The sequence below is a fragment of the Spiroplasma endosymbiont of Aleiodes alternator genome (assembly GCF_964031135.1).
Taxonomy (GTDB): domain Bacteria; phylum Bacillota_I; class Bacilli_A; order Mycoplasmatales; family VBWQ01; genus Spiroplasma_E.
Genome location: NZ_OZ035008.1, coordinates 277,896 through 293,328, shown reverse-complemented (window position 1 = coordinate 293,328; position 15,433 = coordinate 277,896). Strand labels below are relative to the sequence as shown.

22 protein-coding genes are annotated in these 15,433 nt (G+C 23.2%); 5 read left to right on the top strand and 17 right to left on the bottom strand.

The window, feature by feature from the left end; translation table 4 throughout:
- Positions 1 to 40 precede the first annotated feature (40 nt).
- On the top strand, positions 41 to 574 hold the full coding sequence (locus ACQH20_RS01720) for a hypothetical protein (protein WP_425377285.1): 534 nt from the start codon (positions 41 to 43) through the stop codon (positions 572 to 574).
- Here the strand turns inward: ACQH20_RS01720 and ACQH20_RS01715 are convergent.
- The 6 genes from ACQH20_RS01715 to ACQH20_RS01690 are packed head-to-tail and all read right to left on the bottom strand — an operon-like array spanning position 561 to position 5,523.
- Entirely contained in the window at positions 561 to 1,799 is a 1,239-nt protein-coding gene (locus ACQH20_RS01715) for an IS256 family transposase (RefSeq protein ID WP_425377562.1), read from the bottom strand. The genes ACQH20_RS01720 and ACQH20_RS01715 overlap by 14 nt on opposite strands.
- Positions 1,800 to 1,856: 57 nt before the next feature.
- Positions 1,857 to 2,027: a hypothetical protein gene (locus ACQH20_RS01710; protein WP_425377284.1), complete on the bottom strand. Its 171-nt coding sequence runs from the start codon at positions 2,025 to 2,027 to the stop codon at positions 1,857 to 1,859.
- Between the two features lie 3 nt (positions 2,028 to 2,030).
- On the bottom strand, positions 2,031 to 3,728 hold the full coding sequence (locus tag ACQH20_RS01705) for a hypothetical protein (protein WP_425377283.1): 1,698 nt from the start codon (positions 3,726 to 3,728) through the stop codon (positions 2,031 to 2,033).
- A 14-nt stretch (positions 3,729 to 3,742) separates the two neighbouring features.
- Positions 3,743 to 4,924, bottom strand: a complete 1,182-nt coding sequence (locus ACQH20_RS01700; protein ID WP_425377282.1) for a hypothetical protein — start codon at positions 4,922 to 4,924, stop codon at positions 3,743 to 3,745.
- Positions 4,925 to 4,942: 18 nt separating this feature from the next.
- The gene (locus ACQH20_RS01695; RefSeq protein WP_425377281.1) at positions 4,943 to 5,320 is read right to left on the bottom strand and encodes a hypothetical protein; all 378 of its coding nucleotides are present in this window, start codon (positions 5,318 to 5,320) and stop codon (positions 4,943 to 4,945) included.
- Positions 5,321 to 5,337: 17 nt separating this feature from the next.
- On the bottom strand, positions 5,338 to 5,523 hold the full coding sequence (locus tag ACQH20_RS01690) for a hypothetical protein (RefSeq protein WP_281748210.1): 186 nt from the start codon (positions 5,521 to 5,523) through the stop codon (positions 5,338 to 5,340).
- Positions 5,524 to 5,784: 261 nt separating this feature from the next.
- Here ACQH20_RS01690 and ACQH20_RS01685 point away from each other — a divergent pair, with 261 nt between their 5' ends.
- Positions 5,785 to 6,873, top strand: coding sequence for an IS3 family transposase (locus ACQH20_RS01685; RefSeq protein ID WP_425377280.1), 1,089 nt, complete (start codon positions 5,785 to 5,787; stop codon positions 6,871 to 6,873).
- A 40-nt stretch (positions 6,874 to 6,913) separates the two neighbouring features.
- On the opposite strand, the gene ACQH20_RS01680 is transcribed toward ACQH20_RS01685, so the two are convergent.
- On the bottom strand, positions 6,914 to 8,152 hold the full coding sequence (locus ACQH20_RS01680; RefSeq protein WP_425377561.1) for an IS256 family transposase: 1,239 nt from the start codon (positions 8,150 to 8,152) through the stop codon (positions 6,914 to 6,916).
- 28 nt (positions 8,153 to 8,180) lie between these two features.
- Between ACQH20_RS01680 and ACQH20_RS01675 the strand changes: the two genes are divergently transcribed.
- On the top strand, positions 8,181 to 8,345 hold the full coding sequence (locus ACQH20_RS01675) for an IS3 family transposase (protein WP_425377560.1): 165 nt from the start codon (positions 8,181 to 8,183) through the stop codon (positions 8,343 to 8,345).
- Between the two features lie 133 nt (positions 8,346 to 8,478).
- On the opposite strand, the gene ACQH20_RS01670 is transcribed toward ACQH20_RS01675, so the two are convergent.
- The 9 genes from ACQH20_RS01670 to ACQH20_RS01630 all read right to left on the bottom strand — a co-directional run bounded on the left by ACQH20_RS01670 (position 8,479) and on the right by ACQH20_RS01630 (position 12,003).
- Positions 8,479 to 8,637, bottom strand: coding sequence for a hypothetical protein (locus tag ACQH20_RS01670; protein ID WP_338978061.1), 159 nt, complete (start codon positions 8,635 to 8,637; stop codon positions 8,479 to 8,481).
- Between the two features lie 16 nt (positions 8,638 to 8,653).
- Positions 8,654 to 9,481, bottom strand: coding sequence for a hypothetical protein (locus ACQH20_RS01665; RefSeq protein ID WP_425377279.1), 828 nt, complete (start codon positions 9,479 to 9,481; stop codon positions 8,654 to 8,656).
- Between the two features lie 11 nt (positions 9,482 to 9,492).
- Positions 9,493 to 9,729 (bottom strand): hypothetical protein, encoded by a 237-nt coding sequence (locus ACQH20_RS01660; protein WP_174480108.1) that lies wholly within the window; start codon positions 9,727 to 9,729, stop codon positions 9,493 to 9,495.
- Positions 9,729 to 9,869, bottom strand: a complete 141-nt coding sequence (locus ACQH20_RS01655) for a hypothetical protein (RefSeq protein ID WP_281749441.1) — start codon at positions 9,867 to 9,869, stop codon at positions 9,729 to 9,731. The genes ACQH20_RS01660 and ACQH20_RS01655 overlap by 1 nt, the downstream gene beginning before the upstream one ends.
- A 101-nt stretch (positions 9,870 to 9,970) precedes the next feature.
- On the bottom strand, positions 9,971 to 10,213 hold the full coding sequence (locus ACQH20_RS01650; RefSeq protein ID WP_338975868.1) for a hypothetical protein: 243 nt from the start codon (positions 10,211 to 10,213) through the stop codon (positions 9,971 to 9,973).
- A 2-nt stretch (positions 10,214 to 10,215) separates the two neighbouring features.
- Positions 10,216 to 10,374 (bottom strand): hypothetical protein, encoded by a 159-nt coding sequence (locus ACQH20_RS01645; RefSeq protein ID WP_338975867.1) that lies wholly within the window; start codon positions 10,372 to 10,374, stop codon positions 10,216 to 10,218.
- 299 nt (positions 10,375 to 10,673) lie between these two features.
- Positions 10,674 to 11,138, bottom strand: a complete 465-nt coding sequence (locus ACQH20_RS01640) for a hypothetical protein (RefSeq protein ID WP_281748671.1) — start codon at positions 11,136 to 11,138, stop codon at positions 10,674 to 10,676.
- Positions 11,139 to 11,146: 8 nt separating this feature from the next.
- Positions 11,147 to 11,350: a hypothetical protein gene (locus tag ACQH20_RS01635; protein WP_281748672.1), complete on the bottom strand. Its 204-nt coding sequence runs from the start codon at positions 11,348 to 11,350 to the stop codon at positions 11,147 to 11,149.
- Positions 11,351 to 11,484: 134 nt separating this feature from the next.
- Positions 11,485 to 12,003 carry a hypothetical protein gene (locus ACQH20_RS01630; protein WP_338973560.1) on the bottom strand — a complete coding sequence of 173 codons (519 nt, stop codon included), beginning with the start codon at positions 12,001 to 12,003 and terminating at the stop codon, positions 11,485 to 11,487.
- A 1,050-nt stretch (positions 12,004 to 13,053) separates the two neighbouring features.
- Between ACQH20_RS01630 and ACQH20_RS01625 the strand changes: the two genes are divergently transcribed.
- On the top strand, positions 13,054 to 13,260 hold the full coding sequence (locus ACQH20_RS01625; protein ID WP_342273015.1) for a hypothetical protein: 207 nt from the start codon (positions 13,054 to 13,056) through the stop codon (positions 13,258 to 13,260).
- A 149-nt stretch (positions 13,261 to 13,409) separates the two neighbouring features.
- Entirely contained in the window at positions 13,410 to 13,610 is a 201-nt protein-coding gene (locus ACQH20_RS01620; protein WP_425377278.1) for a hypothetical protein, read from the top strand.
- Between the two features lie 482 nt (positions 13,611 to 14,092).
- On the opposite strand, the gene ACQH20_RS01615 is transcribed toward ACQH20_RS01620, so the two are convergent.
- Positions 14,093 to 15,331: an IS256 family transposase gene (locus ACQH20_RS01615; protein ID WP_425377559.1), complete on the bottom strand. Its 1,239-nt coding sequence runs from the start codon at positions 15,329 to 15,331 to the stop codon at positions 14,093 to 14,095.
- Positions 15,332 to 15,433 lie beyond the last annotated feature (102 nt).

The following is a 15,433-nucleotide window of genomic DNA, read 5'->3' as shown; positions in this document are numbered from 1 at the left end:
GTTGTAAGTAACTTAAAATCTTTCAAAAAGATTTTGAAAAATGAATGTTATCTGTCAAAATAAAAATTGTAGTAACAAATGAAGTAATATTGTTTTATTAGAATTAAAATCAACAACATTTAGTCTTTTTCTTTGTGAAAATCATGCAATTAATTTAGAACATGAATTATTACCAAAATGATTAAAAATTTGTGAAGAGTTAAGAAAAAATAATAAAATAAAAAAGGAGCAATTTAATATGAAAACATGAATAAAAACAAATTTAAGTAAAATAACATTAGCACTAGCACTAACTGGTGCAGTAAGTGGAGTAACTGGTTTAATAATTGGTACATTAGCACATCATAAAACTAATGATTTAACTTATTTTTTAGACCATGATTATAATGCTCACTGGGGGGCTTCTATTTGAGAAAGTCAAAGAAGCGACCATTATAAAATAGATTTATATTTTGCAATTAAACCAGCTAATAATAATGATAAAAAATGAGATGGCAATTATCCTAATGGATATTTTGAGAGGCTTTTATGTAATCTGTGTATCTTTGTTTTACAAAGTACTAGTTTAGATTAATTCTATCTTCAAATTTTATCATAAAATGAGCAATTGCTGTATTTCAATTTTGAATGGGCATTGTTCATTTTTTTGTTATATTTTCAATTGCTAAATAAAATATTTTAAAAACTGCCATATCATTAGGAAAAACTTTTTTATTTCTGATAACTTTTCGTAATTGACTATTTACAGATTCAATAGCATTTGTTGTATAAATCACTCTTTTAATTTCTGCAGGATAACTAATAAAAACAATTAAATTATCTCAATTTTTATATCAAGATTTAGCAATTTGAGGATATTGTTTATTTCACTTATTTTCAAAGGATTCTAAAGCCTGCATTGCTTGTTCTTCACTACATGCAGTATAAATTGGTTTTAAATCTGCAACTAGAGATTTTCTATGCTTATATGAGACATATTTCAAACTATTTCTAATTTGATGAACTATGCATAATTGATGTTCTGTTTTAAGATAAACTGATTGTATTGCTTCTGACATGCCTGTTAAATTATCACTGCAGGCAATAAGAATATCATTTAAGCCACGATTTTTCATTTCTGTTAAATTTGCTAATCAAAATTTAGCACCTTCATTTTCACTAATTCATAAACCTAAAACATCTTTTTTACCTTCTAAATCAACTCCTAAAGCTATATAAACTGATTTATTAATAATCCTTTTATCTTGTCGTACTTTCACTATTATGCAATCAAAATAAACAATCGGATAGACACTTTCTAATGGTCGATTTTGCCATGCTTTTACATCATCAATAACATCATCAGTAATTTGACTAATAACACTTTCACTAATATCAGCACCATGATATAACTCTTGTAATTGCATTCTAATATCTGATAATGTCATACCTTTTGCATATAAAGAAAGAACTTGTTGATCAAAACCATCAAATCTTCTTTGTCTTTTTGCAACTATTACAGGATTAAAATTACTATTGCGATCTCGTGGTACATCAATCTCAATTTTACCTTGTTGAGTTATTAATTTTTTTGAACTTATACCATTACGAGCATTGTCACTATTACTATGTTGATTCTTATCATATCCTAAATAATTTTGCATCTCAGAATTCAACATTTTTTCTACTAATCTTTTTGTTAATTCTTTATACAATTCTCCCTCTTTAAAAACTGTTGTTAAATCTTCAGTATTTTCTAATAATAAATCTACTGCTTTTGATATTGGATCATTATTATTAATATTTTGCTTTTTAGCCATCTGTAACTCACTCTTTCTAGTCATTTAATTATATTTACTAGAATTAATTAAACATAGTTATTTTTGTAAGTTACACAGATTACTGGAAAGTCCCAAAGTTTTAAATCAATCATTAACATTAGGTCATGTTTGTATGTATTGCTGTGGTGTTTCTGTAATTTTTCCAGTTAATGGATATCAGTTATTATAATTTTCAAGACTGACATCAGTTCAAAGTTTATTAATCATAATTTATCATTCCTTAAAAAATGCTTTTTTATAATGCTTAGTTTTTGTTTTAGTTTTTCTATGTGATATATGGATAATTTCTTTTTGTAACTTTTTTTTACCTTTTTCTACAACTTGACTATATGCAAATTTTTCTAAATGATGTAATAATCCTGCTCCAAATAAAGTATTAACTGAAAACTTTAAACCAACATTTTTAAATGATTTATTAATATTTTCAATAGGATTATTAATAACATTTACTACTTTATGATAAGTTCTAATAGTTCTAAATATTTCTCTATATACTTGAAAACTATCTCTAATTACTTGTTGAACAACTGGTGGAGCAAATGCTATTGCTTTTAATCATTTATTATGATTAACACCATAACCAATGTATCAACCACTATATCAACGATATCAATGAAATGGATGTATTTGAGTAACAAAAGTTTTTGCTTTAAGAATACTATCAACAACTGTAATTGGGTTATATTTAGGATTGCGATGATAAATAGTAATTGCACATTTATCTAATGATAAAGGTTGAATTTTACATCCCATAAATACAGGTGAATTTAATGGAATTAATTGTGCATGTTTAATTGCTTTTTTCTCTGCACTAGTAAATAAATCAGTTGCTTTTTCTTTTAATTTCTGAATTTTTTCAAATACTTGTTTTTCTAACTTTTCAAATTTTTCTTGTAATTTATATATACTTTCTCGTATTTTTTCAAAATATGGTGTATCTTTTCAAAATTTATTTAAACCTTTTTTTAAATAAAATCTAATATCAAAATATTTAAAAATTTTATTTGCATTTAAAACAATCTTATGAATTGAACTATTTTTAAAATTAAATTTAATAGCATTAGCACGAATTTTTTGTAAATCTAAAATTAAAGTTTTTCCAAATCTATTTTCTGTATGGATTGTATGTACTAAATTTAATCAATCATGTTGGTTCATAGATAGTACTTTTTTTAAATCAGTATTAAATTTTTTTAAAAAGTTATTTGCTTTTTCGATATCTTTAATTTTAAATTTAGGAGTTAATTGTGGACTTAATTTTATTAATGTATTTTGTAATAATAAGTAATCTTTTAACTCTTGTGCTTTTAATTTTTGAAAATTATTCTTATATTGTCTTTCAGCAACATAGCCTAAATCTCGTAATACTGTTTCACGATTAGGAATAAAACTATAATTCATTAAATAACGTTTATTACCAATAATTTTATCTGTTAAAATTTCTTTTCCACTTACTTGACTAATAATTTCTTTTAAATTTTTTGCTTCTTTAATACCAACTTGTTCTAATGTTTTAGTATTTTGTGCTAACTTAATAAATTTAGTAGTGCGATAACCACGACTAATTTTATTAATTCCAGCAAATGCAGGAAGTATATTAAAGAAAGTATTTAATTTTGTTACATTTCCTTTTAAAAAATCATAAACTTGATTAATAGTAAAATCAGTTAAAAAGTCTACACCAACAGCACTAATACTAGCAATTAAATCACTTGCACCTAATCCAAGTGCTACACTTTCACTTAATCCACCAGTAAAAGGAGCAAGTGCTACTGCTATTACTTGTACACCAATCATTTCTAAAATTTCTCATCAAAAACTTTTATTTTCTTGTTGGTTACTTGTTCTAGTATGTTTTGGTTTATTTATGTTTAAAAGTATTGCTGTACTAGTTGTACCGATTGGCATGATATTAATTTCCTTTATTTAAGATTTATTTTAATTGGATTTGTTGTTCCTTTATAATTTAAGTCATTAACATTTGCAGTAATAGTTATATATAAGTCACCTGCTTTTTGTTTTTGATTATTTATATTAGTTTTACTTTGTGCATCACTAAAATATTTAATAGTTGGATTTGTTAAATTAGGATTTAATGATTTAAGTTCATTAGTACTTTTTATTTGTGTATTTAATTCACTATTATTGTTATTAACATTTGCAGTAATATCAGTTGTTAAACTTGTAATCTTAGTTTTTAAATCATTTTTATCATTATTAACAATTGCACATAACATTCAGCGTGAAGTTGTTTCTTCATCTGTTATATAGGGTATTGATTCACCAGTTACTTCTCCACCAACTAAATATCTTCTTCCAACTTTACCATCAGCAATATCTTGAACATATACAACTGTATTTTGTAACATATATCTTTTCATTGCTCTTGGTGTTGCTAAAACAAAAGACATAATTTTAGTTTCATTATTATCAGTAAATGTCATATAATCATCCATTACAATTTGACATAGTACACCTTTAATATATAAATCATTTCCATTTAATCTTAATTGTTGAGCAATCTGATTATCAGTAATTAATCCTTTATTATTAGCTAAATAAACAATACTATCATAAAGATTATTAGTAATAAAAAAACGACAATTATTACTATTTCTTAATTGAAATAAAGTATTTCAAGCATCTAACATTGATTTTAAATATCCTACTGGTGTTTTATCAGTAATGTCTATTTTAGTTGCATATTTTGCAATTACATTTGTATCATTATTTGCTAAATAATCTGCTAAGTCATTAGCAACTTCATATTGCATTGTATTTAATAAATTTTGTCCATTTTCAGCATTTAAATCAACATTAGCAATTATTTCACCTGCAACTGCTTCTTCTTTAATTTCTTTTAAAATTTTAATAGTTTCAGCATAACTAACATCTAATCCTTTGCTTTTATCATTTCATTTTAATACTTTAATTTCTGAATTTTTTGGTTTTTTAACTATAAATTCAATTTTTGTTGAATTAACCATTTCGATAGGAAAAAAACTTGCTCATGGTGAATTTGATTGTTTATAAAATTCTATAAACTCTGGTGCTTCTACTAATTTTTCGGTATTATCTAAATTTTTATTAAATTGTATTGCCATTTTTTGATCTCCTTTCTGTTATAAATTATTATTTTTTTTATAATCCAATAATGTACTTTTTATTGAATTTGGTTGATTTGTTATTATTGTTTGTGCTTTACCACCTGTATTAATTGTTTCTTTAAATATTGGTTGTTCTTTAATCATTTTTTTAATAGTTTCTTCAATTTTTGAATTTTCTAGATTATTTGTTTTAAATTTTAAGTAATCATAAAATTCAGTTTTAACTTGATATTTTTTAAATATATTCATCATTTCTTTTTGTTTAATTTCTTGATTAAGTTTATTTAACTTATTTTCTGCTTCATTAACTTTATTTTCTATTTCTTGTGAAGAAGCATTATTTTCAGTTAAAAGTTCAGTTGTTTGTTTAACATTATTTTCATTTTCTAACATTTAACATTCTCCTAATCTTATCCTAATAATCAATCTTTAACTAATTGTGGCATTTCACTTATTAATTTTTTATAATCATTAACTGCATTTTCTAATGTATCAATATCAGAAAATTTAAAACAATTATCAATATGCAAATCAAAATCTCTATCAATACTAATATCTTGTTTTCTATATTTTTCATTAAATTCAATTTTTGTCATATTATTTTTCTCCTTTATTAATTTTTTCATTTAATTTTGCTAATTTTTTTTGATGTTTTATAATTTTGTTATTTGCTCTAACATGTTTTGGAGTTGTGATAAATCTTTTTAATAAAACAATAATTTCTCTGCAAATTAATGTTCCAACACTTGTTCCAATAATTATTAATTCATGTAAAAATTCTGAACATCTAGAATAAAGTAGACACAGAATTGTAACCTTTGTGTTAAAAATACTTTAAGGAAGGTGTTCATTTTTTTATGGCTAAATGACTATCAAAAGAAGAAAAGTTAAAAATAATAAAAATAAGTAAAATTAAAACAATTGATAAAACCGCATTAGAGTATGGTATTGGTCGATCATCAATAAAAGAATGAATTAAAGCATATAAATTATTAGGTGAAAAAGGTTTAAAATATGGCAATGGAATTCGTGCTAAAAAAACCAAAAGAACAGGTCGACCCAAATCTTTAAATTTTAATGAAATGACAAAACAAGAATTAATTGAATATATTGAGGCAATGAACGATATAAAAAAGTATTTAGAAAAATCGACAAAAAAGAAGAAATATTTTGTGATTTTCTCATTGAAGAAAAAATATCAGATTAGTTATTTATGTTGATTATTAAATGTTTCAAAATCAGGATATTATAAGTGAATTAAGAATGGAATGAATGAATTTAATAAATGAGATACATTTTTAGCTAATATAATTAAAAATATTTTTTATGAATTTCAAGAAATTTATGGTTATAAAATGATAACTTTATGAATTAACAAAATTTATAATTTAAAATTAAAATTTCATATTGTATATAGATATATGAAAAATATGAGTTTAAAAGCTAAGGTTCGCATAAAAAAATTTGATTATAGAACTAAATCAGGAAGTTTAAGATATGATAATTTATTAAAACGTGATTTTTCAACTACTAATTTAAATGAAAAATTAGGTACTGATATAACTTATTTATTAACTAATGGTAAAACATATTATTTATCAATTGTTAAAGATTTTCATAATAATGAAATATTAGATTATAAAATAAGTGCAAGTTTAGACATGACATTTGTTGTCCAAAACATTATCCAAGCTTGAGTTAATGCTCAAAAACCTACTTCATGAATTTTACAATCAGATCAAGGATTTCACTATACAAATCCTTCTTATAAAATTTTATGTGATGAATTAAAAATAAAAATTTCAATGTCTAGAAGAGGTAATTCCTGTGATAATGGTGCTACTGAAACTTGATTTGGAACAATGAAAACAGAATTTCTATATCAAATTCCAAGAAAAAATAGAACTATTGAATGAATACAAGACAACTTACCTAAATATATTTAGAGGCTTTTATGTAATCTGTGTATCTTTGTTTTACAAAGTACTAGTTTAGATTAATTCTATCTTCAAATTTTATCATAAAATGAGCAATTGCTGTATTTCAATTTTGAATGGGCATTGTTCATTTTTTTGTTATATTTTCAATTGCTAAATAAAATATTTTAAAAACTGCCATATCATTAGGAAAAACTTTTTTATTTCTGATAACTTTTCGTAATTGACTATTTACAGATTCAATAGCATTTGTTGTATAAATCACTCTTTTAATTTCTGCAGGATAACTAATAAAAACAATTAAATTATCTCAATTTTTATATCAAGATTTAGCAATTTGAGGATATTGTTTATTTCACTTATTTTCAAAGGATTCTAAAGCCTGCATTGCTTGTTCTTCACTACATGCAGTATAAATTGGTTTTAAATCTGCAACTAGAGATTTTCTATGCTTATATGAGACATATTTCAAACTATTTCTAATTTGATGAACTATGCATAATTGATGTTCTGTTTTAAGATAAACTGATTGTATTGCTTCTGACATGCCTGTTAAATTATCACTGCAGGCAATAAGAATATCATTTAAGCCACGATTTTTCATTTCTGTTAAATTTGCTAATCAAAATTTAGCACCTTCATTTTCACTAATTCATAAACCTAAAACATCTTTTTTACCTTCTAAATCAACTCCTAAAGCTATATAAACTGATTTATTAATAATCCTTTTATCTTGTCGTACTTTCACTATTATGCAATCAAAATAAACAATCGGATAGACACTTTCTAATGGTCGATTTTGCCATGCTTTTACATCATCAATAACATCATCAGTAATTTGACTAATAACACTTTCACTAATATCAGCACCATGATATAACTCTTGTAATTGCATTCTAATATCTGATAATGTCATACCTTTTGCATATAAAGAAAGAACTTGTTGATCAAAACCTTCAAATCTTCTTTGTCTTTTCGCAACTATTACAGGATTAAAATTACTATTGCGATCTCGTGGTACATCAATCTCAATTTTACCTTGTTGAGTTATTAATTTTTTTGAACTTATACCATTACGAGCATTGTCACTATTACTATGTTGATTCTTATCATATCCTAAATAATTTTGCATCTCAGAATTCAACATTTTTTCTACTAATCTTTTTGTTAATTCTTTATACAATCCTCCCTCTTTAAAAACTGTTGTTAAATCTTCAGTATTTTCTAATAATAAATCTACTGCTTTTGATATTGGATCATTATTATTAATATTTTGCTTTTTAGCCATCTGTAACTCACTCTTTCTAGTCATTTAATTATATTTACTAGAATTAATTAAACATAGTTATTTTTGTAAGTTACACAGATTACTAAACATTACCTATATTTACTTTTATAATAATTATCGACCTCAAATAAAATTAAAAGGAATGAGTCCAATCGAATATCGATTAGCTCATTCCAAACCAACAAATAATTAGTTCATACCTATAAATTTAACACTTACAAACGCTATTTTATAAAATTTAATAAAAGGTTACTTTTATTGTCCACTTTTCTTGACAAGTTCATTCTTTCATCTCAATATTTTCCTTTCAATTATTTATTTTTTAATTATTCATCAAATTGACCACCATTAATTCTTTCAATCATCGATTTTGAATTACTTATAATGCTTACTAATAAGGCAATTTCTTTATTTAATTGTTCCATTCTCTCTTTATATGTCTGAATTTCATTATTATAATATTCAATTATTTTTTCTTTATTCATAAATTATTCACCTCCTTTATAAACTCATGTGATTATAATCTCAATTTAATGAAGCATTATCATGATTTAATGGCACTTCGCTCATATTATCACTGCCATAATATTGACTTGCAGTTTCACTATTAATAGTAAATCTATTATCATTAATTAATCTTGTAGCTTCATTTGTAAATGGTGTTTCTTGCATTTCTTGATTATGATGTGTAGTTTCAATAGGTAATAAATTATGGATTATTTCACTTGCACCAGCAACTATAGTAGGTACTGCATAAGCATTCATAAAATCATTATTTATACCCATAGCAACACCACTTGAAATTAAACAACCACCAGTAGCCATATTACAAATTTTTCTTATTGTTTCAAATTTATTAGGTATTAACTCAGTTAATCCACTAATAAGATTTGATATACCATAAGCATTTAAACTAATATATGTATCTCAATCCATTAATGACTGATTTTCTTGCTTATTTAATAGTAATCATGGTGGACCTTCTGTTGTAGTTGTAGTAGTTACTGGAATTGGTGTTGTTGGAATAATAGGATTAATATTATTTTCTGTTCATTTACTATAATTTCCTAAACCAATTGTTCCTAAACCTAATAATATTTTTTTAGAACTATTAATTAATTTAGTTTTAGTATTTGGTCTTTGATTTAAATTTCATATATCTAAACCTAATTTTTTACCAAATAATAAACTATTAATTGAACCTAATACTGGATTTGCAATTACTTGACCATAATAAGCACTTGTACCAATCATTGCACAAATTGGACTTATTCCAGTTCTAATTAATTTAGTTAAAGTATAATTTGATTGTGTATTTTCGTTTGGCATTTTAATCTCCTTTAATTTTCTAATTTTTTAATTGTTACTTTAATTCAACCTTGATAAACATCATTATCACCAACTATTAATGCAACATTACTTTCGGGGTCAGAAACAATTATGTGTTTTGATTTAACATTTGGATATTGTCTTAAAATAATTGCTCTAATATCATTACTTGTATGAATTGCTTTTGGAAATGGTGATAATATTTCAATTTCATCTTTATTTTCAAACAAAGTAGGTAATATTATCATTATTCAAATTCTCCATTTTCTATTTTTTTAATCAGTTCTTCACGTATTATTAAATTCGTTGCAATAATTGTTTGTTTTTCTCAATTATCAGTTTCCATAAATAAAGTTTTTAAATATTTAATTAATTTTTCTTTATTCATAATTTAACCTTTCTTTCCTAACTCTTTTATTTTGTTTTTGTTTACATAAGTTATTACATTTATGAGCAAAAACTCTACCATAACCACATTTATTATTCTTTTTAATTTTTATTATCATTATAAAATTCATTACTTTCTAAATATTCTAATATATTTGCATAAGTATCTGCTTTTGATTGAAATCATTTGTCTTCAACTTGATTAAAATTATTATAAAATTCAGATAAAAAAGATACTAATTTTTCTTTATTAATACAATTTTCATGTAATAATTTATCTTCTTTAATACTTTCAATTTTACCTATTTCATTAAATACTCATTGTTCTAACTCTTCTTTATTCATTATTATTTCTCCTTAGTTTTAATTTGATTAGAAATTTCACTTAATATTTTTAATACTTTATATTCATTTTTTAATTCTTTAATAATAAATATTAAAAATATTATTAGTGTTATGCTTGTTATTAATATTGGTACTATTAATAAAATTTTTCATAATATCATTTTTTACTCTTTTCATTTTTTAAATCATTTAACATTAATTGAACAAAATGCACGATTTTTAGCAATATTTAAAGTATTAAAAATTTGACCAGTTACTATAATTTCATCGTTTTTGTTTAATAAAATACAGCGTCTATAAAATTTTGGGTTGTTAAAAATTAAAGTAACATAGTTTAATCCATTTCATTGACCTCTAACACTATAATATAATTATTTATTACCTTTTTCGTAATATTTTGCTTCAATAGTATTACTTAGTTTTACTGTTAATTTGACATAATTTGCTTTATCTTTCATGTTTATAATTTCCTTAAATAATTATCAAAAATTAATATTTTTTTATGATTTTTTAAATAATATTGAATATGCTTATAAGCATCTTGTTCATGTTTTGTTAATTTTATATTTCCTTTATAATTTGTTATTTTATTTTTATTTTTTGGTTGGTTTTCTAGATAATCTCAGTTGAAAACATCTTGAACTAATACCATTAATGCACCAATGATTTTAGGCGTTGATAATGGATTAGTTAGTAATTGTTTTGAATTTAAAAAGAAATTTTCTACAATAACTAATATTTTTTTATCAATAAATTTTTCTTTAATTAATTGAAATTTTTCTTTATACATATTTTTAGTTCATAAAACAGTTAATGTATTGAATGTTTCATTAAAAACAATATTATTAGTTTCATTTGAATATATAACAATTCCATTATTACCAATTCCAGCGGGGTCAATTCCAATAATTAAATCATATTGCATTAATTAAGTTAACCTCTAATAACTGTTTTAATAATTTCTAAATCACAATTACATCAACAATATTTACATTCTTCAATAAATTCTTTATGACCACAAACTAAATTATCTTTTTTTAAATCATCAATCAGTTTAATTAGTCCTATTTTAAATTCAATATCATCACTGTCTGGTATGCAAATCGTTCCTCTTTTAGTTAAATATTCTTTATCCATATTTATACCTCCTACTTAACCTAATATTTAAAATACAATCATAACAAATCGCTTTACTATTTTTATCTCTTAAAAAATATTTTCTTGTTTTTATATCATTAGTATTAAAGAATAAATAATCTAATTTATTTTGTTTACATGTTCAACAAAAATATTTTTTCATTATGAGTTGAAATTTCCTTATAAGAAGTAACTAGATAATTAATTGGTAAATCATCATGTTTATATGGATTATTTATTTTAAAACCTTTTCTGTTTTCTTCTCACGTAATGTTATATTTAAAACAAGGATTAGTAATTTTAGTTTTGTTATCTGTTATTTCACCTATAAATCAACTATTATGCTGTTCATAAAATTTTAATGGTTCAAGTTTTATATCATTAAGATAATATTCTTTTGGAGCAGTTGGTTTATTAACAGTTATTTTTTGGTCTTTAATATATGGTTCTAATAATTTTATTAATTCATTACCACTTAATTCTCTTTTAATATTTTCTAAATTAAAAACTCAATATGTGTAACTGTTATCAACAATAAAAGAATTATTTTTAATCATTCATTTTGGAAGTGATAATTTATATTCAACATAATCAATAAGAATAGATTGTGGTTTATCTTTAACAATTTGTTCTTTTTTAAATTCTATTTGCATAATAATCCTTTCCTAATATGTTCTGTTGCTTCTAGCATAAAGAACATATATTTTGATTTTTAGATTATTAATAATACTACTATTCGTTTTATTCATTTCAGCAATTCTGGGCTCAAAAATAAATTGTGAAATTTTAAAAAACATTGAGGCATTCGATTCAATATTTATTTAATTTGTGTTAAACAAATTAATATTTTAATTGAACCGGCACCGCTCAATTTTTTTTACAAGTTTGAAATTTATTTTCTCGCCCAAAAAAATTTTTCAAAAAAAATAAAAAATAAAACCAACACTTGCTCACTGGGGAGTGGCAAGGTTGGTTAAATAAAGAATAGAATTAATATAGTAGGTTCCCTAGTAGGTCTATATATACTAGTTTCCAATTCGCTCCCACCCCAAGAATTACCATTAAATGGTTAGTATAATTTATTAGGTATCACTCCACTTTTTATTTATTCATGCAAGTCCACATGTTCTAGCTACTATTTTTAACAACTGTGTTGTAGTTCACTTTTTTAGTTCCCTAACACGTGTTGATAATAGCGTTAAAGACGGTTATTAAAAATTTTAAAATTTTACAATTACAAAAAAAGACAAGATTATTTCTTGTCTTTTTCCTTGTTAATAATTTTTATTTTATCTTATAAAATCTATATTTTTTAAAATACGTCGAATATAAATTTAAGGGTAAAAGAGAATTTAATTTGTCTATCATCATTTTTAAATGGTAATTTCGGAAATAAGTTACTAATATGATAATTAATTATTTCGTAACTTTGACAACCGCCCAAATAATATTGATGAATTTGAAGAATTATTAAATGATTATAATATTAATAGAAAAATTTGAGAAAAAATAGAAAAATGTAAACAATGTCATCATCATAATTCTCAAATAGAAATTAATGATGAAGATGAATAAAATAATTAAATAATCTATATTTAATAATTATTTATGATATAAAAAATATAAACTTAATATAAGTTTTTAACTCATTACTTTACTTTAAAGTAAATGAGTTTTTTTATTTTGAAAGGATACATAAAAAAATGTACAAAAACACTTATGAAAAAAATAAAAAAATTGCTGAAAAACAAGAAAAACAATTTGAAAAGAAAAAAGAAGAAATATTAAAACAAGAAAAAGAAAGAGAAAAACAGTTAAAAAAATGAAGAGAAAGCCTAGAAAAAGGAGCTAAGAAAGAAAAAGAATTAGATACACATCCTTTAAATAGAGTTTGACAAAAATTAACTTAGTTTTTTCAGATAATTTCCCAAAAAAATGTTTTTTTGGAAAAATTTAGTTATAAAATAATTAAAAAACACAGATTACTGAAAAGTATCTAATTGTTTTGTTTTAAAATAAATGATTTTTTTGATTTTGAAAGGAATAAAAATGTTAAAATTTGCAAATAAAAAAGCACAAAAAAATAAGAAAATTAGAACAAGAAGAAATGCAAAAGTGACAAAAACAATTTAAAAATGATTTAGAAAAAGCAGGAAAAAAAATTAAGAATTTGGAATTTGAAAAAAATAAGTCAAAAATAAATAATATTAATTCAAAAAAATTATATAAATTTTGCAACAATAAATGTCCTGGAATATAAAATTTTAAATGATTACAAAAAATATTTTAAATAAAAAAAGTTACCATAAGGTAACTTTTTAATTAGGTGCCAACCTAATTATTTAGAACTAATATAAATTTGAGAACTTTTTTATTTCATATTACTTACATAAGTAAGTAATTTAATTATACATTATTTAAGATTGTGGGGAAATATTATTTTGTATTTTTTGTTTTGTACTAAGTATTAGCAGAAATTTTTCCAGAAACATAATAAAAATTAACATAATGTGCATATTTAACAATTGTAATATAACCATTATAAATACTAGTATTATTTATTGTATTTTCAATAATTTTTTCATTATTATCTATATTTAAACCATAAATATTTAAAAATTCTGTGAGTATTTTTCCACCAATTTCAAATTTTATATAACCATAATTATTATAAAAATCTGTGAGAAATCCAGTAGGTTTTGAGGCTTTTATGTAATCTGTGTATCTTTGTTTTACAAAGTACTAGTTTAGATTAATTCTATCTTCAAATTTTATCATAAAATGAGCAATTGCTGTATTTCAATTTTGAATGGGCATTGTTCATTTTTTTGTTATATTTTCAATTGCTAAATAAAATATTTTAAAAACTGCCATATCATTAGGAAAAACTTTTTTATTTCTGATAACTTTTCGTAATTGACTATTTACAGATTCAATAGCATTTGTTGTATAAATCACTCTTTTAATTTCTGCAGGATAACTAATAAAAACAATTAAATTATCTCAATTTTTATATCAAGATTTAGCAATTTGAGGATATTGTTTATTTCACTTATTTTCAAAGGATTCTAAAGCCTGCATTGCTTGTTCTTCACTACATGCAGTATAAAATGGTTTTAAATCTGCAACTAGAGATTTTCTATGCTTATATGAGACATATTTCAAACTATTTCTAATTTGATGAACTATGCATAATTGATGTTCTGTTTTAAGATAAACTGATTGTATTGCTTCTGACATGCCTGTTAAATTATCACTGCAGGCAATAAGAATATCATTTAAGCCACGATTTTTCATTTCTGTTAAATTTGCTAATCAAAATTTAGCACCTTCATTTTCACTAATTCATAAACCTAAAACATCTTTTTTACCTTCTAAATCAACTCCTAAAGCTATATAAACTGATTTATTAATAATCCTTTTATCTTGTCGTACTTTCACTATTATGCAATCAAAATAAACAATCGGATAGACACTTTCTAATGGTCGATTTTGCCATGCTTTTACATCATCAATAACATCATCAGTAATTTGACTAATAACACTTTCACTAATATCAGCACCATGATATAACTCTTGTAATTGCATTCTAATATCTGATAATGTCATACGTTTTGCATATAAAGAAAGAACTTGTTGATCAAAACCTTCAAATCTTCTTTGTCTTTTTGCAACTATTACAGGATTAAAATTACTATTGCGATCTCGTGGTACATCAATCTCAATTTTACCTTGTTGAGTTATTAATTTTTTTGAACTTATACCATTACGAGCATTGTCACTATTACTATGTTGATTCTTATCATATCCTAAATAATTTTGCATCTCAGAATTCAACATTTTTTCTACTAATCTTTTTGTTAATTCTTTATACAATCCTCCCTCTTTAAAAACTGTTGTTAAATCTTCAGTATTTTCTAATAATAAATCTACTGCTTTTGATATTGGATCATTATTATTAATATTTTGCTTTTTAGCCATCTGTAACTCACTCTTTCTAGTCATTTAATTATATTTACTAGAATTAATTAAACATAGTTATTTTTGTAAGTTACACAGATTACTAAACATTACCTTTTATTC